Below are 24,396 nucleotides of genomic sequence, written 5' to 3' on the forward strand. Positions count from 1 at the left end.
CTGGGCCAATCTCGAGCTAGGCTTGGGGATTAACGAATTTTAAGGTTCGCGCCTCGCCGATCCCTGCTAGGCATGAGGTTTCCCCAGCGGCGCACGTCCGCCCGGGGTCAGAAGGAAGAGGCTGCACGCCGTTGCTCAGAACCGTCATACTCGGAACCGGATCCTACGCCCCCGCGAAGGTTCTGACCAACGCCGACCTCGAGAAAATGGTCGCGACCAATGGCGCCTGGATCGTCAGCCGCACCGGGATCGAGGAGCGGCGCATTGCCGCGCCGGGCGAATCCACCTCCGATATGGCCGCCGCCGCGGCGAAAAACGCGCTGGAGCTCGCCGGCGTCGATCCGCGCGAGCTGGACCTCATCATCGTCGCCACCGTGACCGGCGACGCTCAGACGCCCGCCTGCGCCGCCTTTCTGCAGGCCAAGATCGGGGCCGAGAACGCTTTCGCCTTCGATGTCTCGGCCGCCTGCGCCGGCTCGCTCTATGCGCTCTCCATCGCCGATCAGTTCATCAAGACTGGCAAGGTCCGCCGGGCCCTGGTCGTCGGGGCGGAGACGCTGAGCCGCGTCGTCGATTGGACCAATCGCGAGACCTGCGTGCTGTTCGGCGACGCCGCCGGCGCCATGGTGCTGGGGCCGGGCGAAGAGGAGGGCCGCGGCCTGCTCTCCACCAGCCTGCGCACCGACGGGACCATGACCGGCATTCTCGGCATTCCGCGCGCCTATGATCCGCGTCAGGACGGGCCGACGCCGGGGGAGGCGCATAAGATCAAAATGCGCGGCCGCGAGGTCTATAAGGTCGCGCTGCGCCTATTGCCGGAGATCGTGACCGAGGCGCTGGCCATGGCCGGCCTCGAGGCGAAGGATGTGGATCACGTCATCGCGCATCAGGCCAACGCCCGCATCATAGAGGCGTCGCTGGCGCAGCTCGGCGTGCCGCTCGAGAAATGCTGGATGAATATTTCCCGCTTCGGCAACACCTCGAGCGCCTCCATGCCGATCACGCTGGACGAGGCCAATCGCGCCGGCCGGCTGAAGAAAGGCGATGTGATCGCCATGATGGCGATCGGCGCCGGAATGACCTGGGGCGGCGCCGTGCTGCGCTGGTGAGGCGCTTTCAGCGTGGGGCCGTCTCCAGCGCTTGCAGCGCGGCGCGGCGGCCGGAGCCGATCGCGCTCTCGATAGATGGGGCGCCTTCGACATGCTGGCCCGCGAAAACGATCGGCCCCAAAGGCGCGCAGGCGATGCGTCGCGGCGCCTGCGCGCGGTCGAGCTTTCCGCTCGCGTCTCGCGTCGCGCCGAAGAGGAAATTCGGCGGCGGCCGCAACATGCTGTGCCCCCAGCGATAGAGGAAGAGCGCGCGAACGTCGCGATCGAAATCGAAATCCGCGCCGCGCATCAGCCGTGACAGATCGGCGCGGAGCGAGTCTTCGTAATCGGAAAAGGGTGTGTGCATCAGCTTCATGCGCGCTTCGGCGAGAGCGTCGAGCGGCGCGTCGCAGCCGCCATAGAAGGTGAGCGTCGTTTGCCGCTGCGGATCGGCGCGCGTGTCGCTCATCCAATCGGCGACGATGTAATTGACGAAATGCCGGCCGCCCCACCAGCTCTGACTGTAACCGAGCCCGAGCTGCGCCAAGGGCGCCGCGTGGCGCAACACCACATTGGCGGTGACGAGCGGCGCCGCATGGAATTGCGTCCAGGCCGCTTTGCGCGCGGCGTCGGAAAGATGCGCGACGAGATGGCGCGCGCTCTGCGCCGGCGCGGCGAGGATGGTCCGCTCGCCGAAGATTCGATGAAAGCGGCCATCCTGGAAATAGACGACGTTCGCGCCACGCGCCGTCACCTCGATCCGTAGCGCCGTGGCGTTGGTTTCGAAATGCGGCGGAGTCTCGCTCTGCGCCAGTCGGCGCGAAATGCGCCGCGCGATTTCCGACGTTCCGCCCGGATAGGTGAAGACCGAGCCGCGGGTCAGCTCGCTCGACAAGAATGTGATGGCGCTGTGAGCGTTCACCTGCGCTGCTGTTCCGCCGAAAGCGGTCAGCGTATAGGCGGTGAAAAAGCGCGAGACGATCGCGTCGCAGCCGAGCGTCGTCTCGAGATGCTGCGCGAGGCTGACGCTCGAGAGATCGTCGAGCGCGGGATCGCTCTCATCGGCCGGATCGGCGAGGCCTTTTTCGCCGAGCGCGCGGATCGCCGCGAAAGCGCGGGCGAAATCTTCGCGAAGGCGCGTGTCATAGGGGAGATGCGCGGCGCCGCGCTCGAATGTGTCTATGTTCCAGCCGCGCGCGCCGCCGAGGCCGGGCGCGAATTCGTCGAAATAGAAGCTGCTCTCCGGGCCGGGGACGCTCTGCGCCAGCCAATCGACGTCGATCGCGCGGTAGAATTGCCTCAGCCAATCGGCGGAAGGCGCGGTTCCATAGGCGCCGGCGGTGGAGGCCGGGCTGGGGAGGGGCGGGGCGTCGTCACGGGCGGCGTTGCCGCCGAGGACAGGCGCCGCCTCGAGGATCAGCAGGCGCGCCCGCGGGCGCTCGCGCAGCAGGTGATGCGCGGCGGAAAGGCCAGAAATGCCGCCGCCGATGACGATGAAGTCGAAGCTTCCGTTCGCATCGAGAACGGGAAAAGTTCCGGCGCTCTCGTCGCATCCCGGCGCGAGCGAGACGGAGCCTTTCTCGAATGTCAGGCGACCGTCGCGCAGCCAATGCGAGACGGCGAAGACGGATGGAAGATTGCCGCCGCGCAGAGCGCGCGGATCGAGGCCGATCGGCCCGTCGCAGGTCCCGCCCGCGAATGCGCGCGCCGGAACGCTGCGCGAGACAGCGCCGCCCGCGGCGATCAGCAGGCCATTGAGAAAATCGCGGCGCGCTATGCCGTCGGGGAAGGGCGCTCGAGCCATTGGTCTCGCTCCTCCCTCGCCGGCGGCGGCGTCAGCGGCCGCCGGGCGTGAACATCATGCGCAGGCGCCCGCGGTGGCCGCGCTCGGCGAAAGCGCCGGGGCGCTTGACGCTATGCGGGACCTGCTCCTCCGGCGCGAAGGAGAGCGCGGAATGGCTGTTGCGCGCATGGGCCGCCGGGCCGAAGGAGGCGAGGCACCGATTATAGGCGTCCGCCGCCTGTATCTGCTCGCAATCGCCTATGTTGCGCGGTTCGGCCGCCGCGGCGCCGGCGGCGAGGCAAGAACCGGCGAGGCAAGCAATGAAGACGAAGCGAATCATGCGAAGCATCGTCATCCTCTGAGTTGGGCGCCCGTTTTCTTGCCCGCCTCTGTGACAATTTTGTGGGCGAGCGCCTCGATCTCCACATCGGTGAGCGTTTTGTCGCGGGGCTGCAGCCGCACGGCGACGCCGACCGATTTCTTGCCCTCCGGCACGCCAGGCCCTTCATAGATATCGAAGACGCTGACATCGGTGATGAGCGCGCGATCGGCGCCCTGCACGGCGCGAATGAGATCGCCGGCCGGCTGGTCGCGATCCAGCAGAAAGGCGAAGTCGCGCGAGACCGGCTGGAGATCGGAGAGCTCCAATTTCACCTTGGCCTTGGTGGGCTTGGCCTTGGGCGCCGGAAGCGCGTCGAGAATAATCTCGAAAGCGGCGATCGGCCCCTCGACGTCGAGCGCCTGCAGCACGCGCGGGTGCAATTCGCCGAAATGGCCGATGACCGCCTTGGGGCCGAATTGCAGCGTTGCCGAGCGGCCCGGATGGAGCCAGGAAGGCCCGCCGGCGACGATCTGCAAGCCGCCGGTGGCGACGCCGAGCGTCTGCAGCAGCGCGAGGGCGTCGGCCTTCACATCGAAGACGCCGACCGCGCGCTCCTTGCCCGACCAATGGCGGCCAGCGCCCGAGGGCAGAGCGAAGCCGCGGCGCAGGCCCGTGGCGGCGATCTTCTGGCCCTTCTCATCCTCGCCGAGGAAGATTTGCCCGACCTCGAAAAGCGCGACATCGGGAAAGCCGCGCGCGGCGTTGCGGCCGGCGGCGGTGACGAGGCCGGGCAGCAGGCTCGGTCGCATGTCGGAGAGCTCGGCGGCGATCGGATTGGCGAGGGCGAGGCGATTGTCGTCGCTGCTTCCGAAAGCCTGCGCCTGCTCCTTGGAGACGAAGGACCAGGTGACGGCCTCGACGAGCCCACGCGCGGCGAGCGCGCGCCGCGCCGCGCGCGTGCGCTTCTGAAGCAGAGTGAGAACCGGCTCGGTCACGCCGGCGTTGCGCGGCAGCGGCGCGGCGGCGATGGTGTCGAAGCCGGCGATGCGGGCGATCTCCTCGACGAGATCGGCCTTGCCTTCAATGTCCGGGCGCCAGCTGGGGACGCCCACCAGCGCGTCCTCGCCCGCCGCTTCGACCGTGAAGCCGAGGCGCGTGAGTATGGCGGTCGATTCGTCTTTCGAGACGTTGAGGCCGGTGAGGCGCTTCGTCTCGCTCCAGGGGAAGCGCAGCTGGCGCGTCGGCGTTTCCGCCGAGCCGCAAATGGCGACATCCGAAGCCTCGCCGCCGCAGAATTCCAGCACCAGTTTCGTCGCCAGCTCGAGGCCGGGCAGAGCGAAGGCCGGATCGACGCCGCGCTCGAAACGATAGCGGGCGTCGGTGGAGATGCCGAGCTTGCGCCCCGTATGGGCGATATTGGCCGGATCCCACAGCGCGGTCTCGATCAGCACGTCCGTCGTGTCGTCGGAGCAGCCGGAATGCTCGCCGCCCATGACGCCGGCGAGAGATTCGGGGCCTTTGTCATCGGCGATGACGACCATGTCGGAATCGAGCGGATAGGTCTTGCCGTCGAGCGCGAGCAGCTCCTCGCCGGCGCGGGCGCGGCGCACCACGAGATCGCCGGCCACCTTCTTCGCGTCGAAGACATGCAGCGGACGCGCGCGGTCGAAGGTCAGATAATTGGTGATATCGACGAGCGCATTGATCGGGCGCAGGCCGATGGCGCGCAGGCGATCCTGCAACCAGGCCGGGCTCGGGCCATTCTTCACGCCGCGCACCAGACGCAGCGCGAAGAGCGGCGCGAGATGCTCGTCCGCATCCACGAAATCGAGCGTGACGCGCTGCGGAATGGCGAAGCCGCCCTCGAGCGTCTCGACCGCCGGCGTCTTCAGCGTTCCGAGGCCCGCGGCGGCGAGATCGCGCGCAATGCCGTAAATGCCGGCGGCGTCGGAGCGGTTGGGCGTAAGATTGATCTCTATGACCGGATCGTCGAGCCCTGCCCATTGCGCGTAGACCGCGCCGATGGGGGCGTCCTCTGGCAGCTCGATGATGCCGTCGTGATCGTTGGAGAGTTCCAGCTCGGCGGCCGAGCACAGCATGCCGAGCGATTCGACGCCGCGAATGACGCCCTTGCCGAGCGTGATCTTCTTGGCGGGAATATAGGTTCCGGGCGCCGAGAAGACGGTCTTCAATCCCGTGCGCGCATTGGGCGCGCCGCAGACCACCTGCACCGGCGCGCCTTCGCCCGTATCGACCATGCAGACCCGCAGGCGATCGGCGTTGGGATGAGGCTTGGCCTCGATCACATGCGCGATGCGGAAATCCTTCAGCTGCGCGGCGGGATCGTGCAGATGCTCGACCTCGAGGCCGATGCGCGTCAGAGTTTCGACGACCTCCTCGAGCGAGGCGCTCGTCTCGAGATGGTCTTTCAGCCAGGAGAGTGTGAGTTTCATGCGTCCAGCTTTCGAAAGCTTTCTGTCTATTGAATCGGCGGCGTCGCGCCCGGCGCTTTTTGACCGCGCAGCATGCTGGCGACGCTGATGTCTTCGTCGATCTGCGGCCAATGCATTCCCATCGGCATGAATTCGACGACATTGCGCGCCGAAGGCGAAGCGCTCGCGAGGCGGGGATACCACCATAGAGGCGTGCGCAACTCGCGGCCGTCGGCGAGCGTCACATTCAAGAAGCCGTCGTCGCAATGCGCGGCGATCGGGCGGCTATCCTCGATGTCAATTTGCAAAATAGTCATGCCACGCCTCCAGAAAGATATCGCGCTCCTCGCGCGTCTTTCGGATGATCTCGTTCAACTCCTTGGCGGAGTAACCGAGATTGATCGCGAGATTGAGGTCGTTCAGCCAGATTTTCGCTTCCTTGCCGTCCTTGACTACATGGATATGAGGCGGCTCCCATCCATCCGCCGAGTAGAAGAAGAAGCGATAGCCTCGCCATCGCAGCAGGGACGGCATGCCTCACCCGCTCAAGCCCCCCGCCAGCGTCGGGAAATCCAGCGGCCGGAATCCATAATGCGTCAGCCAGCGCGCGTCGGCCTCGAAGAAGGCGCGCAGATCCGACATGCCGTATTTCAGCATGGTGAGACGATCTATGCCGACGCCGAAGGCGAAGCCCTGATATTTGTCCGGATCGAGCCCGCAATTGCGCAGCACATTGGGATGCACCATGCCGCAGCCCAATATCTCCATCCAATCCTCGCCCTCGCCGAAGCGAATGTCGCCGTCCTTGCGGCGGCATTGTACATCCACTTCCGCGGAGGGCTCGGTGAAGGGGAAGAAGGAGGGGCGAAAGCGCATCTTCACCGATTTCACCTCGAAGAAGGCCTTCAGAAACTCCTCCAGCACCCATTTCAAATGGCCCATATGGGTCGTCTCGTCGATGACGAGCCCCTCGACCTGATGAAACATGGGCGTATGCGTCTGATCGCTGTCGCAGCGATAGGTGCGGCCGGGGCAGATCACGCGGATCGGCGGCGCCTTGGTGAGCATGGTGCGCACCTGCACCGGGCTCGTATGCGTGCGCAGCAGCTTGCGCTTGCCGTCGGCGCCCGGCGGAAAGAAGAAAGTGTCGTACATCTCCCGCGCCGGATGCCATTCGGGGAAGTTCAGCTTGGTGAAGTTGTAATCGTCGCTTTCAATGTCCGGCCCTTCGGCGACGGAAAAGCCCATATCGGCGAAGATCGCCGTCAGCTCGTCCATCACTTGCGAGATCGGATGAATGCGGCCGAGCTCCTGGCCGCTCTCCTGCACCGGCAGCGTCACATCCACCGTCTCGGCGGAAAGGCGCTTCTCCAGCGCTTGCGTCTGCAGGACGTCGCGACGCGCGGCGATCGCCTCCTGCGCTTTGTCCTTCAGCGCATTGATCTTGGCGCCTTCGGTCTTGCGGTCCTCCGGCGACATTTTGCCGAGCGTCGCCAGCAGCGCCGAAATGCTTCCCTTCTTGCCCAGCGCGCCGACGCGCACGGCCTCGAGCGCGGCCTCGTCGGCCGCCGCCGCGATCGCCGCCAGAGTCTCGGTCTCCAGTTCCGCTATATCCGTCATCGTCCCGCCACGGCTTTTGATTTTCTGGGGCGGGTTGTGCCACGCTCGGCAGGCGATGTCGAGAACGCGGGCGGGGCGCCGTCCCCCGCCGCTCTATCCCTCAGAGTCGAGCCCGCATGTTCTTTTCCGAAGGCCGCTTCGCACTTTTCGGGGACATGCTCTAGATTTTCCAGCGCAGCGCCATGCCGGCCTGCCAATTTTTGGAGAGCTGCGGCCCCTCGAGGCTCTGATAGACGGGGATGCCCGCCTCCAGCGCGATGGTGAGCGCTTCCTGACCGATGAGGCCGCCGCCGATGGTCGCGCCGCCCCATAGCTCCACGCGCTGGCCGCCGTAGAAATTGGGATTGGCCGCCTGCGCCTTGCCGCGGATCATCGGATCGAGTCCGCGAATCTCGCCCTGCGTCGTCGCGTTGACGCGGAAAGTGGTGGTGAGGCCCTTTATCCAGCTATAGCCGGCCCAGCCGTTGAACTCGTGCAGATCGCCGTAGAGATAGCCTTCCGGATTGGCGGCGAGCGGAAAGCGGCCGCGATAGGAGAGGCCCCAGGACCATTTGTCGATATGGCCGGCGTAGACAATTCCGGGCATGATGTCGAAAGTGCCGGCGCCGGGCTGCAATGCGTAGAAGGCGCGGCTCGTCGCATAGCTGCCGTCCGGCAGCAGCAGGCGGAATGTGTTGTGGGTGCTTCCGGTCGGGAAGCTCATGCCCAGATTGAGCTGAATGCGATGTATCGGGTCCTGATAGACGCGATAGATCGTCGAGGCGGTGAAATCGGTGAGGCCGTCGGTTCCCGTATGGCTGAGCCCGAGTCGGTTGAGACTCGTCGGCCCTTGGAATGTCAGCATGTCGAGATTGCGCTCGATCATGCCGCCGGTGACGACGACGGACAGGTAATTCGTGATTCCATAAGCGAGCGCCAGCGTTTGTGAGGCGACGGAGACATTCTGCGGCACCAGCCGGAGCTTCAGCGTCGGATGGCCGAACCAGGGCGTCGTCGCCGCCACTTCTTCCGACGAGACTCGCCGCGTTCCTTTCAGCGTATGCGAGAGATTGGCGAATTGCGGAATGATGGAGACGACGAGCTTGCCGGCGGCCGGCATATCGGCGCCGAAGACGCCGAGAGGCGCGGGCGGCGGCGGAGCGGCGACATCGGGCGCGGGAGCGGCGACGAGCTTGGCGGGGGCGTCCGCTGCTGCGGCCTCTCCGACGCAGACGCCGAGCAGCGCGGCGGCGATGGCCAAGGTCTTCGCGCTCACGAAGATCGGGCGCGGCGGAGCGCTTCGTTTCATTCTCATCATTTTTGTGTCTGCCCCTCGTCGGCGTCGCGCTCCGTCGGGGCGCGACGGACAAAAAAAGCCGCCGTCCAACGATCGCGCTTTGGGCGCGACTCGATCGGAACAGCGGCGTTGCTGATCTTGGCCCCTCTTTGGGCCACGCCGAGGCTCACGCCACGGCGGGAGACTACTCGCAATCTGGGCGCCAGACCAGCGCCGCGAGCCTCATCTCGACAATTCAGCTATTTGTGAAAAGCGGCTCAGCGGCGGCGCGAAAATACGCCTGCAAATCATGCGACCGGCGCCGAATTGCTGTGCGATTTTCTGCGTTTCGTCAGCCGCGAAGCAGCGCCCGCGCGGCCTCGGCGATCACCGCTTCCTCATTGGTGGGAAGCACGAGGGCCTCGATGCGGCTCGACGGCGCGCTGATGATCTGCGCATTCGCCGCATTCGCCTCATCGTCGAGGGCGAGGCCGAGAAAACCGAGATAGGCGCCGATGCGCGCGCGCATGGACGGCGAATTCTCGCCGACGCCGGCCGTGAAGACGAGACGGTCGAGCCCGTTCAGCGCGCTCGCCAGCGAGCCGATCTCGCGTGCGGCGCGATAGGCGAAGAGCGCCATCGCCTCCTCCGCCGCGGGGGAAGCGCTCGCCTCGAGCGCGCGCAGATCGTCGCTGATCGCGGAGACGCCGAGCAGGCCAGATCGCTCATAGAGCAGCGCATGGACTTGCTTGGGAGAAAAGCCCTCCTGCATCACGAGATGCAGCAGCAGGCCGGGATCGATCGCGCCGCTGCGCGTGCCCATCATCAGCCCGTCGAGCGCCGTGAATCCCATTGTGGTGGCGACGCTCTCGAGATCGCGCATGGCGCAGAGGCTCGCGCCATGGCCGAGATGCGCGACGATCGTGCGGCCCGGCGCGCGCTCGAGGCGGCGCAGCTCTTCCGCGATGAATTGATAGGAGAGGCCGTGAAAACCGTAGCGCAGCACGCCGCGCTCGGCGAATTCGCGCGGCAGCGGAAACAGCTGCGCCAGGCGCGGCTGCGTGCGGTGAAAGGCCGTGTCGAAACAGGCGATCTGCGGCAGGCTCGGCGCGCTGTCGAGCAGGCTGCGGATCGGCGCGAGATTATGTGGCTGATGGCTCGGCGCGAGCGGCGAGAGCGCCTCCAGCTGCCGCAAAATGTCCGGCGTCACCAGGACGGGGCGGTCGAATTCCGCGCCGCCATGGACGATCCTATGCCCAACGGCGGCGAGGGGAAGCTCCGCCAGCCGCTCGCCGATCGCCGAGATGAGCCAGCGCGCCGCGCCTTCATGGTCTATGTCCGGCGCGGGGCCGGGGCCGGCGGAGAGCGCCGCCGCGACCTCGCCTTTGACAGAAAAGCGCGCCGGCTGGTCTTTCTCCTTTATGGCGGTGACGCCGCCGCGGCAAAGAGGCGCGAGCGTCGCCGCATCATAGAGCGCGAATTTGAGGCTCGAGGAGCCGGCGTTGAGCGCCAATAGGACTTTCGCCGCAGCGCTCACACACCCTCCACCACGCGATGGGCGAAGAGCTGCGCCAGCGCGCAGGAGACGATGCGGGCGCGCACGCCATCGGCGCGGCTCGTCAGCACGATGGGCGCGCGGGCGCCGAGCACGATGCCGGCGTCCTCGGCGTCGGCGAGATAGACGAGCTGCTTGGCGAGAATATTGCCGGCCTCGAGATCGGGGACGAGGAGAATGTCGGCATAGCCGGCGACGCTCGAGACTATGCCTTTCGCCTTCGCCGCCTCCGGCGAGATGGCGTTGTCGAAGGCGAGAGGTCCGTCCACATCGGCGCCGGTGATCTGGCCGCGATCGGCCATTTTGCACAGCGCCGCCGCCTCTATCGTCGAGGGGATCTTGGCGTCGACCGTCTCCACGGCGGAAAGAACAGCGAGCTTGGGGCGTTCTATGCCGAGCGCATGCGCGAGGTCTATGGCGTTCTGCGCAATGTCGCGCTTCTCTGCGAGCGTGGGGGCGATGTTGATCGCCGCGTCGGTGACGAGCAGAGGCTTGCAGTAATTGGGCACGTCGAGAACGAAGACATGGCTGACGCGCCGCTCAGTGCGCAGGCCCGTTCCCTCGCGCACCACGGCCCCCATCAGCTCATCGGTGTGGAGCGAGCCTTTCATCAGCGCCTCGAGCTCGCCGCGCCGCACCAGCTCGACGGCGGCGTCGGCGGCGGCGTGGCTATGGGGCGCGTCGATGATCTCGACGCCCTCGAGCGAGAGATTGGCCGCGGCGGCTGCGGCCATGATTTTGGCGCGCGGCCCGACCAGAACGGGAGTGATGAGCCCCTGATCGCGTGCGGCGAGCGCGCCTTGCACGGAAACCGCGTCGCAAGGATGCACCACGCCGATGCGAATGGGCCGCATCGCGCGGCAACGCTCGAGCAGCGACTCGAAATACAAGCCGCAAGGCGCGCCGGAGCCCGCGACATCGCGCCGGAACAGCATCAGACCTCCTTGTGACCTTCGCTCGCTCCCGCGATCAGTCGGCGGGCGCGGCTCCGGCCTCGCTTTCGGCGCGTAGCGCCGCCGCTTCGGTCCGCACGCAGGTGTCGCTCACCCGCTTCTCGGTCGGCTGCAGCCCGATCCAGGCGCCGATCCGCTCAGGATCGAAGCCCGCCTCGCAGCGGCCGCCGACCTTGATGAGCGGCCTGCGGATCAATATCGGATCGATGATCATCATGACCAGCGCCGCCTGCGGCGTGACGGTCTCTATGTCGATCTCGCCGGATTTGACGCGCGGCGCAGCGAGATTGAACCATTCGCGCACCGGCGTCTCGCCGAAATAAGGCCGCAGGCTGGAGACGCTCCAAGGCTCGGCGAGCAGATTGCGCACCTGCAGCGCATGGCCGGAGGAGAGCAGCAGAGCCTTTTGACGCGCATTTCCGGCGCAGCCGGGTTTCTCGTAGAAGATAACGTCGGCCATACGTCACCTCGATGAGCGAATACCGAAGAAGGAGCTTTGTCTCTTTCATAGCGCATTTTTGTGCGCCGCGGAACGGCCGTGATTCGTTCGGGAGGAGAATTTTAACGAATCAGAAACCATTGGCGGTGAAGCGCCGATGACCGCGCGTCTTTACTTAGAAGGGCATGACGCGCCGATGACAGCGCGTCTCGCGAAGGGGCGGGCCGCGCGTTTCATAAAGAGGCATGCCGCGCCGATGACGGCGCGGTCGTTTCATAAAGAGGAAGGTGAGAAGGCCGCGTCTATTCGGTCGCGCCGAATTTATGCAAATGCGCGCCATGCGTGGAGAGCCAGCCCTCGGCGCGATCCGTCTCCGCGCAGAGGCGCCGCGTCAGCGCCCAGAATCGATCCGAATGATCGAGATATTCGAGATGGGCGACCTCATGCGCGGCGAGATAGTCGAGCACGAAAGCGGGCGCCATGATGAGCCGCCAGGAGAAATTCAGCGAGCCCGACGCCGAGCAGGAGCCCCAGCGGCTCACCGTGTCGCGCAATCCGACGCTGCGCGCGGGCAGGCCGAGCGCGCGCGTGTGGCGCTCCACCGCCGCCTCGAGATCGTGGCGCGCCTCGCGCTTCAGAAAATCGACGATGCGGCGATGCACATGCTCCTCGCGGCCGGCGACGCAGAGGTCGAAACCGTCGCAGAGCGCCGTGTCGAGAGCAAAACGCGTCTCCGCCCACACGGTCCCGCGCGCGCTGGGGCGATGCGCGATGGAATGATCGACGCCGCGCAGCGGCACGACGGCGCCGTCGCGAAAGGGAATCGTGTCCGGCAGCCGGTTGAGCCGCGCGGCGATCCAGGCGGCGTGACGCTCGGTGAACTCGCGCGCCTCGCGTAAGGAGGCGCGCGCGGGCATTGTGAGCACGGCGTCGCGCGCAGCGAAGCGCACGCGCAGCGTGAAGCGTCGCGCGCTGCGCAGACGGCGCAGCGAGACGGTGAGCGTCTCGCCCGCATGTGTGAGTGTCAGGGCGGTGGAGCCCGCGGCTTTCGCGAGCCCGTCGCGTCGAAGACGAAGCATGATTCGATGCTAACGCAAAGCCGCGCCGAGTCGCGACAGGGAAGTTCGCGACTTACGCAAAAAAATGTCGACTGTGTCGTTTCTGCGTCTCTGCGTCTTCGCGTCTCGGCGTCTCGCGTCACAGAAAGCGTTCGAGATCGCGCGCGGCGTCGGCGGGCTTGCGTCCGACATTGAAGGAGCTGACGAAGCGGCCGTTCTTGTCCATCAGATAGACGACGGTCGTGTGGTCGACCGCATAGTCCTCGCCGCTTTCCGCAGCCTTCTTCGAATAGATGCGATATTCCTTCAGCATCGGATCGAGCTGCGCGCGCTCGCCGGAGACGCCGACGATGCGCGGATCGAAATTGGAGAGATAGTCCTTGAGCACGGCGGGCGTGTCGCGCTCCGGATCGACGGTCACGAATAATGCGCCGGCATTGGCCTTCGGCCCCAGCGCGCGCAGCACCTCGGAAATCTCGAACAGAGTGGTGTGGCAGATGTCCGGGCAATGCGTGTAGCCGAAGAAGACGAGGAAGGGCCTGCCGAGAAAGTCCTTCTCGGTGACTGTCTGGCCATTGTGCGCGACGAGCTGGAACGGCCCGCCGATGGCGGAGGCGGGCGGCGGCGGCGGCTTGAGGCTGGTGAACGCCACCAATGCGGCGAAGGCCGCAAGGAAGACTCCGCCGATCGCGAAGAGAGGCAGCTTGGGAAGGTCGCGGCCCTTGGCGCGACCCTTTTGCGAACTCTTGGCGTAGCTCTTGGACATGCGTTTCTTCCCGAAGATATGGCGTCGTTTCTCGTTATCGCCGCGGCCGAGGGGATCGCGGCGTATCGCGATCATCGGCGGCTCTGAAGAGCTGCTGGGCCGGGCGGCGGCGATCTCGCGTGACGCTCCTCTCTATGCGCGGAACTTAGCCTGCGGAGGGGCGTTCGCCAAGCGTCACAGCAGAGCGTCACAGCAGAGCGTCGCCGCGGAGCGAGGCCGTCGCCGCGGCGCCGCGCCGCAGCACGCCCTACGAAATCGCCCGCGGAGGCGACGGCTGGATATATAATGACGGCTGCATCGATTCTCCCATTGAGCGCAGGCGCGAGAACATGACTGACGATCCGAACGCCAGCCCCGGAAAAATCCTCGTCGGCGCGAGCTCTGACGGCGTTTATAGTTACCTCACCCTTTCCGTCGGCAATCGTCACGGCCTCATCGCCGGCGCGACCGGCGGCGGCAAGACGGTGACGCTGCAAAAGCTCGCCGAAGGCTTCTCCAATGCGGGGACCGCCGTTTTTCTCGCCGATGTGAAAGGCGATCTCGCCGGCTTGTCGCAGCCGGGCGAGATGCGCCAGGCTTTCGTCGATCGTTCGCTCGAGATCGGCCTCGCCTATGCGGTGGACCGTTTCCCCGTCGTGTTCTGGGATGTGTTCGGCGAGCAGGGGCATCCGGTGCGCGCCACCATTTCCGAAATGGGGCCGCTGCTGCTCGCGCGCCTGCTCGAGCTCAATGATGTTCAAGAGGGCGTGCTCAATGTGACGTTCCGCGTCGCCGACGAGCAGGGCCTCTTGCTGCTGGACCTCAAGGATCTGCGCGCCGCGCTCACCTATGTCGCCGACAATGCGGGCTCTTTGAAGACAAAATACGGCAATGTCGCGCCCGCGACTGTCGGGGCCATTCAGCGCCAGCTGCTGGTGCTGGAGACTCAAGGGGCCGAGAAATTCTTCGGCGAGCCGGCGCTCGATATTTCCGATTTTCTGCGCGTCGATCGCGACGGCCGCGGCGTCATCAACATACTCGCCGCCGATAAGCTGATGCGCTCGCCGCGGCTCTACGCCACCTTCCTGCTGTGGCTCTTGTCGGAGCTGTTCGAGCAGCTGCCGGAGGTCGGCGATCTCGCGCAGCCCAAGCTCGTCTTCTTCTTCGACGAGGCGCATCTTCTCTTCGACGACGCGCCCAAGGCGCTGCTGACGGCGATCGAGCAAGTGGTGCGGCTCATCCGCTCCAAGGGCGTCGGCGTTTATTTCGTCACGCAAAATCCGCTGGATGTGCCGGACAGCGTGCTCGGCCAGCTCGGCAATCGCGTGCAGCATGCGCTGCGCGCATTCACCCCGCGCGACCAGAAAGCCGTGCGCGCGGCGGCGGAGACCTTCCGCCAAAATCCCGCCTTCGACACGGCGGAGGCGATCATGCAGCTCTCCGTCGGCGAGGCGCTTGTCTCCATGCTCGACGCCAAGGGCAAGCCGGAGATCGTTGATCGCGTGCTGATCGCGCCGCCCGCCGCGCGCGTCGGGCCGATCACCGCCGAGGAGCGCGCGAATGTGCTGGCGGAGAGCACGCTGCGCGGCAAATACGACACGTCCATCGATCGCGAATCGGCCTTTGAAATATTGCAGAAGCGCGCCGAGGACCATTTGAGCGCGGCCGGCGCCGGCCCCGCCCGGCCCGAGGCGCAGACGACGCAGGCGAGCGCCGGCGGCGGCCTCATCGGCAAGCTCGGCGGCGTGGTCGGGGGATTGTTCAAGCGCGAGAATCCAAAGCGCATGTCCACCGGCGAGCTGGCTGTGCGCTCGGCCGTGCAATCGGCGGCGCGCTCCATCGGCACGCAGATCGCGAAGGAAGTTTTGCGCGGCGTGCTGGGCGGGATATCGCGCTGAGCGCGCAATATTGCCGCTCTCAGTCGATGGAAGGCGTCGGGGCGCGACGACGGCGGATATGTATCGTCAAAGCTCGACGTCTCGCGACGGTCGGGTGTTGCGTTGCAATCCGCTGCTCGGGAAGGTTTTCAAATAGGCGACGAGGCTCGGTCGCTCGCGCTCTATCGCCGCGCGGGCGATCTCGACCGCCTCGATCGAGACGAGAGCCGCCACCGGCTCGCCGTGACGCGTGATCGTCACGAACTCCCCGCGCATGGCGCGATCGACGAGATCGGAGAAGCTCGCCTTCGCGTCTTTCAGATCGATGGTCGGCATGGAATGACCCGGCTGATGGTCAGCTATCAGCCGCGCATCTCGCGGCCGCGCATCTCTCTGTCGCGCGCGTCCCGCCCGCGCATGGCGATCAGCCAATAGATCGTCCCCGTCAAAGCCCCGGCGAGGAAGAACAGCAGCGCGAAGCGCCCTTCGGCCGGACTCGCCTCGACGATGCGGCCGCTCCCACGCGCGGCGCGGAGAACCGTCGGCGCGGCGGCGGCGAGCAGCGCTGTCGCCCCGGCATACCAGGTATAGGCGCGCGCCCCGGCGATCTCGCCGATGAGCGCCACAATGGCGAGCGGAGCTGCGCAGCCGGCGATTCCCATGGCCCACAGCACATAGCCGAAGGCCGCCGCCACATCATCGGGCTCGGCCCAGAACAGCGCGCCCATAGCCAGGGACGAGCCGGCCTCGCGGGTCGCGGGGTCGGTGAGCGCGGCGATCGGCAGGAAGATCATGCCCGCGCCGGCGGCGAGCACAAAGGCGAAAGAGACGACGAGAAGACGACGCAGCATGTGGCTCGATTGTGATCAGGGCTCCAGCACCGAATCCCAATAGAGATAATCGAGCCAGCTGTCGTGGAGATAATTGGGCGGGAACAGCCGCCCATTGCGGTGGAGATCGGCGACGCTCGGCTGAAAGGGCGGCTGGGCCGGCAACATATGCGCCTCATGCGGCAGCCGGTCGGCCTTGCGCAGATTGCAGGCCGAGCAGGCGGCGACGACATTTTCCCAGGTGGTGGCGCCGCCCTTGGAGCGGGGGATCACGTGATCGAAGGTGAGATCGTCCTGCCGTCCGCAATATTGGCAGGTGAAGCGGTCGCGAAGAAATACATTGAATCGGGTGAAGGCGGGATGGCGGGCGGGCTTTACATAGGCTTTGAGCGAAACGACAGAGGGCAATCTTATTTCGAAACTCGGACTTTTGACCGTCTTGTCATATTCCGAGACGATGTTGACCCTGTCGAGGAAGACCGCCTTTATCGCGTCCTGCCACCCCCATAGGGACAGCGGATAGTAGCTCAGCGGCCGATAGTCGGCGTTGAGAACCAACGCAGGACACGCCTGCGGCGAAACATTTGACTGGCGAAAGTGAACGGTCACCTCGGCCCTCTTTCCGCGAATCGTTCGGACGCCCTCCAGCCCCCGAGCCGCGGCCATAGTCTATAGGCAGGATGACGCCATTGTGAAGGCTTCTCTCGGCGCCGCGGCGCCGCAGCCGCGCGATTTCGCCCTGAAATATGGTAAATATTTTATTTATCAATGAGTTGGGCGCGGTCTTCGCTTTCGCCTCCCCGCCGCTCGCTCCGATTCGCCGCTTTTTCGCCGCTCTGCGGGCAGGCGGCTTGCAGCTTCCGACCCGAAAGCCGGCCAAAACGGGGGAATTGCTCCATTACGGCACGGCGGCAGTATCGGGTTGGAGACGAGCCGTGTCGAGTATCGCCGATCTTCCCTTTTCGTCGCTCCGCAAGGACGACGCTCGCGTCAAAGCTGGAAACGACAGCGCAGCATTGCGCAGCGGCTGGTCGCGCGCCATGCCGAGCCCGAATGCGGCGCTGATGCGCGCCTCCTTCTCGGTGATCGCGGCGCTGATCGATGTGGCGGTCATTCTCGCCACGGCCATCGCCTGCGAGACGCTGTATCATTATTTCGCCTATGGCTATGACGGCTCGACGCTTCCCAATCTGCGGCTGTGCATGTTCGCGGCGATCCTCTTCGTGCTCTCGAACGTCATGCGGCACGAATATGCGATCAAGAATTATCTGACGCTGGACGGCCATGGCTGGCGCGGCGCGGTGCTGTGGAGCGTCGCTTTCGTCTGCGCCTTGACCTTCGGCTTTCTCGCCAAGGCGACGGAGGAATCCTCGCGCGGCGCCTTCGTGCTCTTCTATGCGACGGGCTTTCTCTCCGTCTATGCGGCGCGCGCGGCGCTGGTCGGCGTGGTTCGGCGCAGCGCCGAGCGTGGCGGAGCCTCGGCGCGTCGCGTGTTTCTCGTCGGCTTCGAGAGCGACATCGACGAGTTCATGCGCCGCTATCAGCCTTGGGAGAGCGGCATGAATGTCGTCGCCGCCGTGGCGCTGCGCGACCGCGCCGACGCCATGCAGGACGATCTCGCTCTGGCGCAGGCCTCCGCCCGCATGCTGCTGCCCGACGATGTATTCATTCTGGCGCCCTGGAGCCGCACCGACGTCATCGACGATTGCGTGACTGCCTTCCTGCGCGTCCCGGCGTCGATTCATCTCGGGCCGGAGCGCGTGCTCGACCGTTTCGTCGATGCGCATATCAACAAGATCGGCTCGATCGCCAGCCTCAATCTCAGCGGCCGCCGCGCCGACTCGCTCGAGATCATCGCCAAGCGGCTCTTCGATATCGTCTTCTCGTCGCTCGGCCTCATCGCTCTGTCGCCGCTGCTGCTCGCCGTCGCGGCGGCGATCAAGCTCGACAGCAAAGGCCCGGCGCTGTTCTTCCAGCGCCGCCACGGCTTTAATCGCGAGCCCTTCCGCATCGCCAAATTCCGCTCCATGACGACGATGGAGGACGGCCGCGAGATCACCCAGGCGACAGCCGGCGACAAGCGCGTGACGCGCGTCGGCCGCTTCATCCGCCGCTACAATATCGACGAGCTGCCGCAGCTCATCAATGTGCTGCGCGGCGAGATGTCGCTCGTCGGCCCGCGCCCGCATGCGCTGGCGCATGACCAGATCTTCGAGCGCAAGATCGCCCTCTATGCGCGCCGCCACAATGTGAAGCCCGGCATCACCGGCTGGGCGCAGGTGAACGGGCTGCGCGGCGAGATCGACTCGCCGGAGAAGATCCGCCTGCGCGTCGAGCATGATCTCTATTACATCGACCATTGGTCGCTGCCGCTCGACGTGTGGATCATCTTCATGACGATCTTCTCGCGCAAGGCCTATCGCAACGCGCTGTGAGGCCATTTCCAAGTGATTGCTTCGCTCGAAGAAGCGATGATCGCCGTGGCCGTCATTGCGAGCGAAGCGAAGCAATCCAGAGCCGTGAGGCGGCAGAAAAAAAACGTATGACACGGCCGTCCCGGCGCGCGTCAATTCAGTCGATCGCTTGCTCTCCGATGGTCAAGGCGGCGAGAATGCCGAGGGAGACGACAGGAAACGCCAGCAAAAAGCCGAGCAGAAGCGAATCGGCGTGAGCAATTTTGGCGAGGCGGATCGAGCAGGCGGCGAACACCGAGTAGACAATCACGAAGGGTATCAGGATTTGCGGGTAGGTCGATTCGTTCGGCAGTCCGATGAAACGAAACAGTGTCGCGACCAGTGTCGCCATCCAGATCAGGATCGGGAAGGCGAACACTGTTCCGACAGAGAGTCCGAGCAAGAATCCGATGAAGAACCGCATTTGATATTCCCATTTTCGAACGACCGTCGGAGGCGCCGCGTCATCATGTCGGTTGCAGCGCAGCGATCCATCCTCCTCGCGCCTCTATGCGCACCGCGCTGCGGCCGCCGCCGCGTTTCTCGACCCTTATCTGCACAGGAATGCGCTGACGCAGCGACTCGACATGGCTGATGACGCCGACCTTGCGGCCCTGCCCATGCAGCCTCTCCAGCGCGTCCATGGCGACGTCGAGCGTTCCTTGATCCAGCGTGCCGAAGCCCTCGTCGATGAACAGCGTGTCGACGAAGGAGCCGCGCCCCTCGAGGCTGCATAGGCCGAGCGCCAGCGCGAGCGACGCCAAAAAGCGCTCGCCGCCGGAGAGCGAGCGCGTCGAGCGGCGCTCGTCGCAAAGATCGCGATCGACGATCTGCAGACCGAGATCGGCCGTGTCGCTGGCGGAGCGCTCCAGCCGATAGCGCGTCGTCAGCGTCGCCAGATTGCGATTGGCGAGCACGACGAGATGCTCCAGCGTCACGCTCTGCGCGAAGCGGCGGAACTTGTCGCCGCTCGCCGAGCCGATGGCGGCGTCGACCTCGGCCCAGCTCTTATGCGTCGCCTCCGCTGCGGCGATCTCGCCGGCCAGCGTCTGCGCGCGACCATGCGCGAGATCATCGGCGGCGAGCCGCTCGCCGATCTCGCCGAGCCGCCGCGCCAGCGCTTCCAATTTCGCCTCCGCCGCGGCGCGGCGCGTGTCCGCAATTGCGACATCCTGCTCCGGGCGTCCGGCGGCGAGCGCATCGGCGAGATCGCGCCCGCGCGCTTCTTTTTCCGTGCGTGCGGCGGCGAGCGCTGCGTCCGCCGTCGCCAGCCGCGCGCGCAATTCGGCTCGCTCCTGTGGCGAGACGGCGAGCAGGGTGAGCGCCGCCGCTTCGTCGATTTGCGCGATGGTCAGAGCGTCGGCGAAATTCCGCGCATCCGTCTCGCTCCGCGCGCGCGCTTCTGCGAGCGCCTCGCCGGCATGGGCGAGATCGCGCTCGGCGCCCGTGCGGCGCGCCTCGGTCTCGGCGCTGTCGCGCGTGGCGGATTCGAGCGCCTGCTGCGCGAGGAGACGCGCGTCATTGCAGCGTGTGCGATGGATCGCCGTCGGCTCGCCGCCGAGCAATTCGCCGCGTTGCGCGCGACGCTCGGCGAGGACGCTGGCGCGCTCGCTCTGCTGAAACTTCGCCGCCGCCGCCGCCTCGGCGCGCGCGCGCGCCTCTATGCGCAGGCCGGCGAGATTTTGCGTCAGCTCCTCGAGGCTGCGCGCCATATGCGCGGCGCTCTCCTGCGCATTGCGAAAATCCTCGCCTTTCGTCCTCAGTCGCAGCATCGCGCCCGCAGCATCGCGATCGAGATCGCCGAGCGAAAGATCGCAGAGCGGCAGAAAGGGCGCGAGCGCGCGATCCACGGCGCTCAGACTCTCCGTCGCGGCGGCGCGGGTCTCGCCGATGCGCGCCGTCTCTTCACGCGCGGCGGCGATGTGCGCGACAATTTCGTCGCGCCTTTGCCGGCGCTCGTCGATCGCGGCGGCGAGACGATCATGCGCGAGACGTAGCGCATCCATATCGGCGCGCAGCGCCCGCGCGCTCTTCAGCCGCTCGTCGAGCGCATTGCTCTCGCGCTCGAGGCTTTCCGCGAGGCGCGCGAGCAATGCGCTATCCTCGATCGAGGTCGGCGCCGGCGCATCCGCGGGCCAGCGCGCGCGCGCTTCATCGTAATCTCTCGCGGCCTCGTCGCTTTCGGCGAGCGCCTCGTCGCGTCGGCGCGTGGCGTCGGCGGCGCGCTCCTGCGCTGCGGAGAGGCGGCCGCTCGCCGCGGCGATCGCGCGCTCGGCTTCCACCATCTCGCGGCGCAGCGCGTCGCGTCGCGCGCGCAGCTCGGCGATCAGCGCATCGGCGGCCTCGCTCTCATGCGCATGGGGATGCGCGCGCGCGCCGCAGACCGGGCAGGGCGCGCCATCGACGAGGCTCGCGCGTAGCGCCAAAGCCTGCTTGGAGACGGCGGCGTCGGCGATCTCGCCCAGCCGCTCCACCTCGCCGCGCTTCGCCTCGCAAAGCTCGCGCGCGTCGCTCGCATCGCGCAGCGCGCGCGTCTCGCTTTCCTGCACGACATTCGCGCCCTCGAGATCGAGCATGGCGCGGCGCCATAGGTCTCGCGCCTTCGCATGGCGGCGCATTTGCGTCTCGATCTGCGCGGCGAGACGCGCGAGCGCGTCCAGCGCGCGGCGGCGCTCGCTCGCCTCGTCTTCCTTCAGCTGCGCGAGCGCGGCGCTGCGCGTCTCTATCCGTTCCGCCAGAGTGGCGCGCTCGGCTTTCGCCTCGCGATCCGCGCCATCGAGCGTCTCCATCTCGCGCGTCGCGGCGTCGATCTCCGCGCCGAGCGTTTTCGCGCGCGTTGCATCGCGGGCGAGCGACTTCGCCGCCTCGCCTCGACGTCCAAGCCATTCGCCGATTTCGCTCCAGCGCGTGAGCAGCGGCTCTGCTGTGGCGAGACGCTCCAGCGCGGCGCGCACCGTCTCGGCTCCTGCTCGCGCGGTCGCGACTTGCGCGATCAGCGCGGTCTCTTCGTCGGCTTTCTGCTGCGCGATGCGCGCGGCCTCATGCGCGATTTTTTCGGCTTGCATCGCCTCTCGCTCCGCCGCGAGGATTTCGGCGTCGAGATGTTCGGCCGCCGACCATAGCGGGCCGAAGTGTTTGAATTCGGTTTCCGCCGCCTCCAAACGCGCGCGCTTTTGCGCTTCTCTCTCGCGCCCCTCCTCGAGCGCGGCCTGCGCTTTCGCTGCGGCTTCGCGCGCGGCGATCTCGCTGATCGTCGCACGCGCGAGATTTTGCGTCGCCGCCTCGCGCGCGGCGAGGGGCGCGCGCAGCGGCTCGGCGAGATCGAGTGTCTTCGCCCGCTCGCGCGTTTCCGCCAAGGATTCCTGCGCGGCGAGCGCCGACTGCTCGCGGGTTTCCGCCTCGGCGAGGCGCGTCTCCATTTGCGTGATCGCCGCATGGCGCTGCAGCAGAGCGGCGGCTTCGTCGCGCTCGCGCGCAGCCTCGGCGCGGGCGGCGGCGGAGGTGTCGCGCTCGTTCTCCAGCGCGGCGCGCGCTTCCGCCGGCAGCAGGCCGATCTCGTCGCGGCGGCGGCGCAGACGATCCAGCGCCTCCAGCGCAGCCTTGGTGCGCAGATAGACGCGCTTGGAAATCTCCGCATAGACGGAGGCGCCGGTGATCTTCTCGAGCAGATCGGCGCGCTCTTTCGAATCGGCGCGCAGAAAAGCGTCGAAATCGCCTTGCGCCAGCAGCACTGTGCGGCGGAACTGCTCGAAGGTGAGATCGGTGAGCTCTATGACTTTGGCGCGCACGGGCTCGACGCCCGAGGCCACCGCCGCGACGACCGCGCCTTCCGCATCCAGACGATGCAGCGCACGGCTGCGCTGCTGCAGATTGCCTGTCGCTCGCCCGCGAGCGCGCGCAATGTCGCAGCGGGCGCGATAGCGCTCGCCGTCGCGGCCGAGGAAATCCACCTCGGCGAAGCCGCGCCCCGCGCCGCGGCGCAGAATGGAGCGCGGATCTGCGGCGCTCACCGTCTGGCCGCTGGGGTCGGGAACGCTCTCGTTGACGCCCTGCGCGGCGACGCGCGGAAAAGCGTCATAGAGCGCGAGGCAGAGCGCATCGAGAATCGTCGATTTGCCGGCGCCCGTCTCGCCCGTGATGGCGAAGAGGCCGGCGCTGCGCAGAGGCTCCTTCTCGAAATCGATCTCGAAACGCTCGGCGAGGCTCGCGAGATTTTCGCCCCGGATCGCGAGAATGCGCACTATTCCTCCATCGCGGCGGAATGGAACAGAGTGAGATGCTCCGCCGTCGGCTCGGCTTTATGGGTGAGCGCGAAGGCCTCGCGGAACAGCTCGACCGGCTGGCGTTCCGAAAGGCGCAGAGCGGCGGGCGCCGGCGCCTCTGTTTCCGCGCGCTGCGGGCGCTCGACGGTGAGCGAGGCGAGGCGGATCGGAAATTTCTCCGCTATCGCGTCGATCTCGGCGTCCAGGCCGACGATCGGCCCTTCGGCGGCGATGGTGAGGTGAATAAACGGCTTCTCATCCGCTGGCGTCGCGGGATCGAGGGCGAGCGCGGCGAAAGCGGATTCGACATCGTTCCGCGCCATGCCGCCGCGCGGCGGAATGCGCAGGCAAAGAGTCGGACGCGGCAGCGGGACATGCTCGACCGTCGTCGCCGCGCCCGCGATCGTGACGATCGACACGCCGTGACGATAGTCGATCTCGGTCTTGGACAGCGGAAACAGCGAGCCGGAATAACGGATGCTCTCGCGCCCGATCGCTTGCGGCCGATGCAAATGGCCGAGCGCGACATAGGCGACATCCGGCGGAAACACGTCCGGCGGAACGGCGTGCTCGCCGCCGACGAGAATGCGGCGCTCGGCGCCTTCCGATTCCAGGCCGCCGGCGACATGCAAATGGCCGGTGACGATGAGCGGCGCCGCGCCGATGCGCGCCCGCGCCGCGGCGATCAGCTCGCCATAGAGCGCGCGCACGGAGCGCATCACCGGCGAGCCCTCGCTCTCGCCCTCCACAATCGGCAGATCGGCGGCGCGCGGATAGGGCACGGCGAGAAGATGCGCCTCGACCGCGCCGCCGGCGCCGCGCAGAGGTACGAGATGGACGTCGGCGTCGATCTCGCCGTCCCTGCGCGCGATCGTGCCGACGCCGGCGACATTGACGAGATCGAACAGGGCGCGTGGCGCTTCTATGCGGCCGGCTGGATCGTGATTGCCGGCGAGAAGGACGATGGTCGCGGCGGGCAGGGCGGCGCGTAAGTCCTTCAGCGTGTCGTAGAGGAGCTTCTGCGCCTCGGCGGACGGGTTGAGGCTGTCGAATATGTCGCCGGCGACGATCACCGCATCGACGCGGCGCTCGGCGGCGATGGCGACCAGCGCGCGCAGGACCTTGCGATGCTCCGCCTCGCGCGGCCAGCCTTGCAGCTGCGCGCCGAGATGCCAATCGGCCGTATGGAGGAGGGTGAGCAGCGTCTTGTCCTTCGCGTCTTCGTGGCTCGATCTACCATGAAGACGCGGAAGACAAGAAGGCGATCAGCGCTGTGGAGCGGGCTTTGGCCACAGGCTGGCGCCGGAAGGGCCGACGCCAGTCTCGAGCAATAGGACCTCACCGTCCTTCGCCCAGCCGAAATGAACCGTCTCCGCCGGCACGACGATGGAATCGCCGGGGCCGAGGAGGCGCAGCGATTTCTCGTCGAGCTCGCCGCCGACGCCGGCGTAGAAGCGCCCGGAGATCACCGTCACCAGGCGCGCATCGGGATGCGTATGCGGCAGCGATTTCGCGCCGGCCGCATATTTCACCGAGAGCGCATAGAGCGCGCCCGGCTGCGTCGCCGTGCCGCTGACCGGCGCGGCGCTGACGCCTGAAAAGATCGGCACGGGCGCATATTTCAATTCGCTCTGCAGCATGGCCGGCGGCGGGCCGTCGGCCAGCGCCGCGCCGGCGAAGAACGCCAGCGCGAAGCCGAGAAGATTGCGCGCGCGCATGAGGCC

Annotated in this window: 22 protein-coding genes; 3 read left to right on the forward strand and 19 right to left on the reverse strand. The window is 66.7% G+C overall.

Annotated features, from left to right (window positions below):
• The first annotated feature begins 131 nt into the window (after positions 1-131).
• A complete protein-coding gene (locus EDE12_RS07070; protein ID WP_024878928.1) occupies positions 132-1,109 on the forward strand; it encodes a beta-ketoacyl-ACP synthase III in 978 nt (325 codons plus the stop codon).
• A 7-nt stretch (positions 1,110-1,116) separates the two neighbouring features.
• Here EDE12_RS07070 and EDE12_RS07075 read toward each other — a convergent pair whose 3' ends face one another.
• From EDE12_RS07075 to EDE12_RS07130, 12 genes are all read right to left on the reverse strand, one after another.
• A complete protein-coding gene (locus tag EDE12_RS07075; RefSeq protein WP_026597901.1) occupies positions 1,117-2,892 on the reverse strand; it encodes an FAD-dependent oxidoreductase in 1,776 nt (591 codons plus the stop codon).
• Positions 2,893-2,923: 31 nt separating this feature from the next.
• Positions 2,924-3,211: a hypothetical protein gene (locus EDE12_RS07080; protein WP_134188020.1), complete on the reverse strand. Its 288-nt coding sequence runs from the start codon at positions 3,209-3,211 to the stop codon at positions 2,924-2,926.
• Between the two features lie 11 nt (positions 3,212-3,222).
• A complete protein-coding gene (pheT, locus tag EDE12_RS07085) occupies positions 3,223-5,646 on the reverse strand; it encodes a phenylalanine--tRNA ligase subunit beta (RefSeq protein ID WP_026597902.1) in 2,424 nt (807 codons plus the stop codon).
• Between the two features lie 26 nt (positions 5,647-5,672).
• Entirely contained in the window at positions 5,673-5,942 is a 270-nt protein-coding gene (locus EDE12_RS07090; RefSeq protein WP_051592349.1) for a DUF2442 domain-containing protein, read from the reverse strand.
• A complete protein-coding gene (locus EDE12_RS07095; protein WP_026597904.1) occupies positions 5,923-6,159 on the reverse strand; it encodes a DUF4160 domain-containing protein in 237 nt (78 codons plus the stop codon). The genes EDE12_RS07090 and EDE12_RS07095 overlap by 20 nt, the downstream gene beginning before the upstream one ends.
• 3 nt (positions 6,160-6,162) lie before the next feature.
• Positions 6,163-7,245, reverse strand: coding sequence for a phenylalanine--tRNA ligase subunit alpha (gene pheS, locus EDE12_RS07100; RefSeq protein ID WP_026597905.1), 1,083 nt, complete (start codon positions 7,243-7,245; stop codon positions 6,163-6,165).
• Positions 7,246-7,405: 160 nt separating this feature from the next.
• A complete protein-coding gene (locus tag EDE12_RS07105) occupies positions 7,406-8,533 on the reverse strand; it encodes an alpha-amylase (protein ID WP_026597906.1) in 1,128 nt (375 codons plus the stop codon).
• A 319-nt stretch (positions 8,534-8,852) separates the two neighbouring features.
• Complete coding sequence (locus EDE12_RS07110) at positions 8,853-10,037, reverse strand: acetate/propionate family kinase (protein ID WP_036290219.1); 1,185 nt, start codon at positions 10,035-10,037, stop codon at positions 8,853-8,855.
• Entirely contained in the window at positions 10,034-10,990 is a 957-nt protein-coding gene (locus tag EDE12_RS07115; protein ID WP_026597908.1) for a bifunctional enoyl-CoA hydratase/phosphate acetyltransferase, read from the reverse strand. The genes EDE12_RS07110 and EDE12_RS07115 overlap by 4 nt, the downstream gene beginning before the upstream one ends.
• 34 nt (positions 10,991-11,024) lie before the next feature.
• Positions 11,025-11,468 (reverse strand): ArsC/Spx/MgsR family protein, encoded by a 444-nt coding sequence (locus EDE12_RS07120; RefSeq protein WP_024878936.1) that lies wholly within the window; start codon positions 11,466-11,468, stop codon positions 11,025-11,027.
• A gap of 281 nt (positions 11,469-11,749) precedes the next feature.
• Positions 11,750-12,526 (reverse strand): SprT family zinc-dependent metalloprotease, encoded by a 777-nt coding sequence (locus EDE12_RS07125; RefSeq protein ID WP_024878937.1) that lies wholly within the window; start codon positions 12,524-12,526, stop codon positions 11,750-11,752.
• 118 nt (positions 12,527-12,644) lie between these two features.
• Positions 12,645-13,271, reverse strand: a complete 627-nt coding sequence (locus tag EDE12_RS07130; protein WP_026597909.1) for an SCO family protein — start codon at positions 13,269-13,271, stop codon at positions 12,645-12,647.
• Between the two features lie 329 nt (positions 13,272-13,600).
• Between EDE12_RS07130 and EDE12_RS07135 the strand changes: the two genes are divergently transcribed.
• Positions 13,601-15,148, forward strand: a complete 1,548-nt coding sequence (locus EDE12_RS07135; RefSeq protein WP_026597910.1) for a helicase HerA-like domain-containing protein — start codon at positions 13,601-13,603, stop codon at positions 15,146-15,148.
• A 66-nt stretch (positions 15,149-15,214) separates the two neighbouring features.
• Here the strand turns inward: EDE12_RS07135 and EDE12_RS07140 are convergent, their stop codons facing one another.
• The 3 genes from EDE12_RS07140 to EDE12_RS07150 are packed head-to-tail and all read right to left on the reverse strand — an operon-like array spanning position 15,215 to position 16,566.
• The gene (locus tag EDE12_RS07140) at positions 15,215-15,463 is read right to left on the reverse strand and encodes a type II toxin-antitoxin system prevent-host-death family antitoxin (RefSeq protein WP_026597911.1); all 249 of its coding nucleotides are present in this window, start codon (positions 15,461-15,463) and stop codon (positions 15,215-15,217) included.
• A 26-nt stretch (positions 15,464-15,489) separates the two neighbouring features.
• A complete protein-coding gene (locus EDE12_RS07145; RefSeq protein WP_026597912.1) occupies positions 15,490-15,978 on the reverse strand; it encodes a hypothetical protein in 489 nt (162 codons plus the stop codon).
• A gap of 15 nt (positions 15,979-15,993) precedes the next feature.
• Positions 15,994-16,566, reverse strand: a complete 573-nt coding sequence (locus EDE12_RS07150; protein WP_026597913.1) for an HNH endonuclease — start codon at positions 16,564-16,566, stop codon at positions 15,994-15,996.
• 326 nt (positions 16,567-16,892) lie between these two features.
• Between EDE12_RS07150 and EDE12_RS07155 the strand changes: the two genes are divergently transcribed.
• Positions 16,893-18,392 (forward strand): exopolysaccharide biosynthesis polyprenyl glycosylphosphotransferase, encoded by a 1,500-nt coding sequence (locus tag EDE12_RS07155; protein ID WP_026597914.1) that lies wholly within the window; start codon positions 16,893-16,895, stop codon positions 18,390-18,392.
• A 136-nt stretch (positions 18,393-18,528) separates the two neighbouring features.
• Here EDE12_RS07155 and EDE12_RS07160 read toward each other — a convergent pair whose 3' ends face one another.
• From EDE12_RS07160 to EDE12_RS07175, 4 genes are all read right to left on the reverse strand, one after another.
• Positions 18,529-18,834 (reverse strand): hypothetical protein, encoded by a 306-nt coding sequence (locus EDE12_RS07160; protein ID WP_024878944.1) that lies wholly within the window; start codon positions 18,832-18,834, stop codon positions 18,529-18,531.
• A gap of 43 nt (positions 18,835-18,877) precedes the next feature.
• On the reverse strand, positions 18,878-22,651 hold the full coding sequence (locus tag EDE12_RS07165) for an AAA family ATPase (RefSeq protein WP_134188021.1): 3,774 nt from the start codon (positions 22,649-22,651) through the stop codon (positions 18,878-18,880).
• Complete coding sequence (locus EDE12_RS07170) at positions 22,651-23,874, reverse strand: exonuclease SbcCD subunit D C-terminal domain-containing protein (protein WP_026597915.1); 1,224 nt, start codon at positions 23,872-23,874, stop codon at positions 22,651-22,653. Before EDE12_RS07170 ends, EDE12_RS07165 begins: the two co-directional genes overlap by 1 nt.
• A gap of 63 nt (positions 23,875-23,937) precedes the next feature.
• Positions 23,938-24,390 carry a cupin domain-containing protein gene (locus tag EDE12_RS07175; protein ID WP_024878947.1) on the reverse strand — a complete coding sequence of 151 codons (453 nt, stop codon included), beginning with the start codon at positions 24,388-24,390 and terminating at the stop codon, positions 23,938-23,940.
• Positions 24,391-24,396: the final 6 nt, after the last annotated feature.

This window comes from Methylosinus sp. sav-2 (assembly GCF_004366495.1).
Classification (GTDB): domain Bacteria; phylum Pseudomonadota; class Alphaproteobacteria; order Rhizobiales; family Beijerinckiaceae; genus Methylosinus.

Excerpts from the sequence above, each read along its gene's own strand:
- EDE12_RS07080 (WP_134188020.1), bottom strand. The coding sequence starts at position 3,211 with ATGATTCGCTTCGTCTTCATTGCTTGCCTCGCCGGTTCTTGCCTCGCC.
- EDE12_RS07140 (WP_026597911.1), bottom strand. The coding sequence starts at position 15,463 with ATGCCGACCATCGATCTGAAAGACGCGAAGGCGAGCTTCTCCGATCTC.
- EDE12_RS07160 (WP_024878944.1), bottom strand. The coding sequence starts at position 18,834 with ATGCGGTTCTTCATCGGATTCTTGCTCGGACTCTCTGTCGGAACAGTG.
- EDE12_RS07090 (WP_051592349.1), bottom strand. The coding sequence starts at position 5,942 with ATGACTATTTTGCAAATTGACATCGAGGATAGCCGCCCGATCGCCGCG.
- EDE12_RS07095 (WP_026597904.1), bottom strand. The coding sequence starts at position 6,159 with ATGCCGTCCCTGCTGCGATGGCGAGGCTATCGCTTCTTCTTCTACTCG.
- EDE12_RS07120 (WP_024878936.1), bottom strand. The coding sequence starts at position 11,468 with ATGGCCGACGTTATCTTCTACGAGAAACCCGGCTGCGCCGGAAATGCG.
- pheS (WP_026597905.1), bottom strand. The coding sequence starts at position 7,245 with ATGACGGATATAGCGGAACTGGAGACCGAGACTCTGGCGGCGATCGCG.
- EDE12_RS07125 (WP_024878937.1), bottom strand. The coding sequence starts at position 12,526 with ATGCTTCGTCTTCGACGCGACGGGCTCGCGAAAGCCGCGGGCTCCACC.
- EDE12_RS07075 (WP_026597901.1), bottom strand. The coding sequence starts at position 2,892 with ATGGCTCGAGCGCCCTTCCCCGACGGCATAGCGCGCCGCGATTTTCTC.
- pheT (WP_026597902.1), bottom strand. The coding sequence starts at position 5,646 with ATGAAACTCACACTCTCCTGGCTGAAAGACCATCTCGAGACGAGCGCC.
- EDE12_RS07145 (WP_026597912.1), bottom strand. The coding sequence starts at position 15,978 with ATGCTGCGTCGTCTTCTCGTCGTCTCTTTCGCCTTTGTGCTCGCCGCC.
- EDE12_RS07135 (WP_026597910.1), top strand. The coding sequence starts at position 13,601 with ATGACTGACGATCCGAACGCCAGCCCCGGAAAAATCCTCGTCGGCGCG.
- EDE12_RS07105 (WP_026597906.1), bottom strand. The coding sequence starts at position 8,533 with ATGAAACGAAGCGCTCCGCCGCGCCCGATCTTCGTGAGCGCGAAGACC.
- EDE12_RS07175 (WP_024878947.1), bottom strand. The coding sequence starts at position 24,390 with ATGCGCGCGCGCAATCTTCTCGGCTTCGCGCTGGCGTTCTTCGCCGGC.
- EDE12_RS07115 (WP_026597908.1), bottom strand. The coding sequence starts at position 10,990 with ATGCTGTTCCGGCGCGATGTCGCGGGCTCCGGCGCGCCTTGCGGCTTG.
- EDE12_RS07130 (WP_026597909.1), bottom strand. The coding sequence starts at position 13,271 with ATGTCCAAGAGCTACGCCAAGAGTTCGCAAAAGGGTCGCGCCAAGGGC.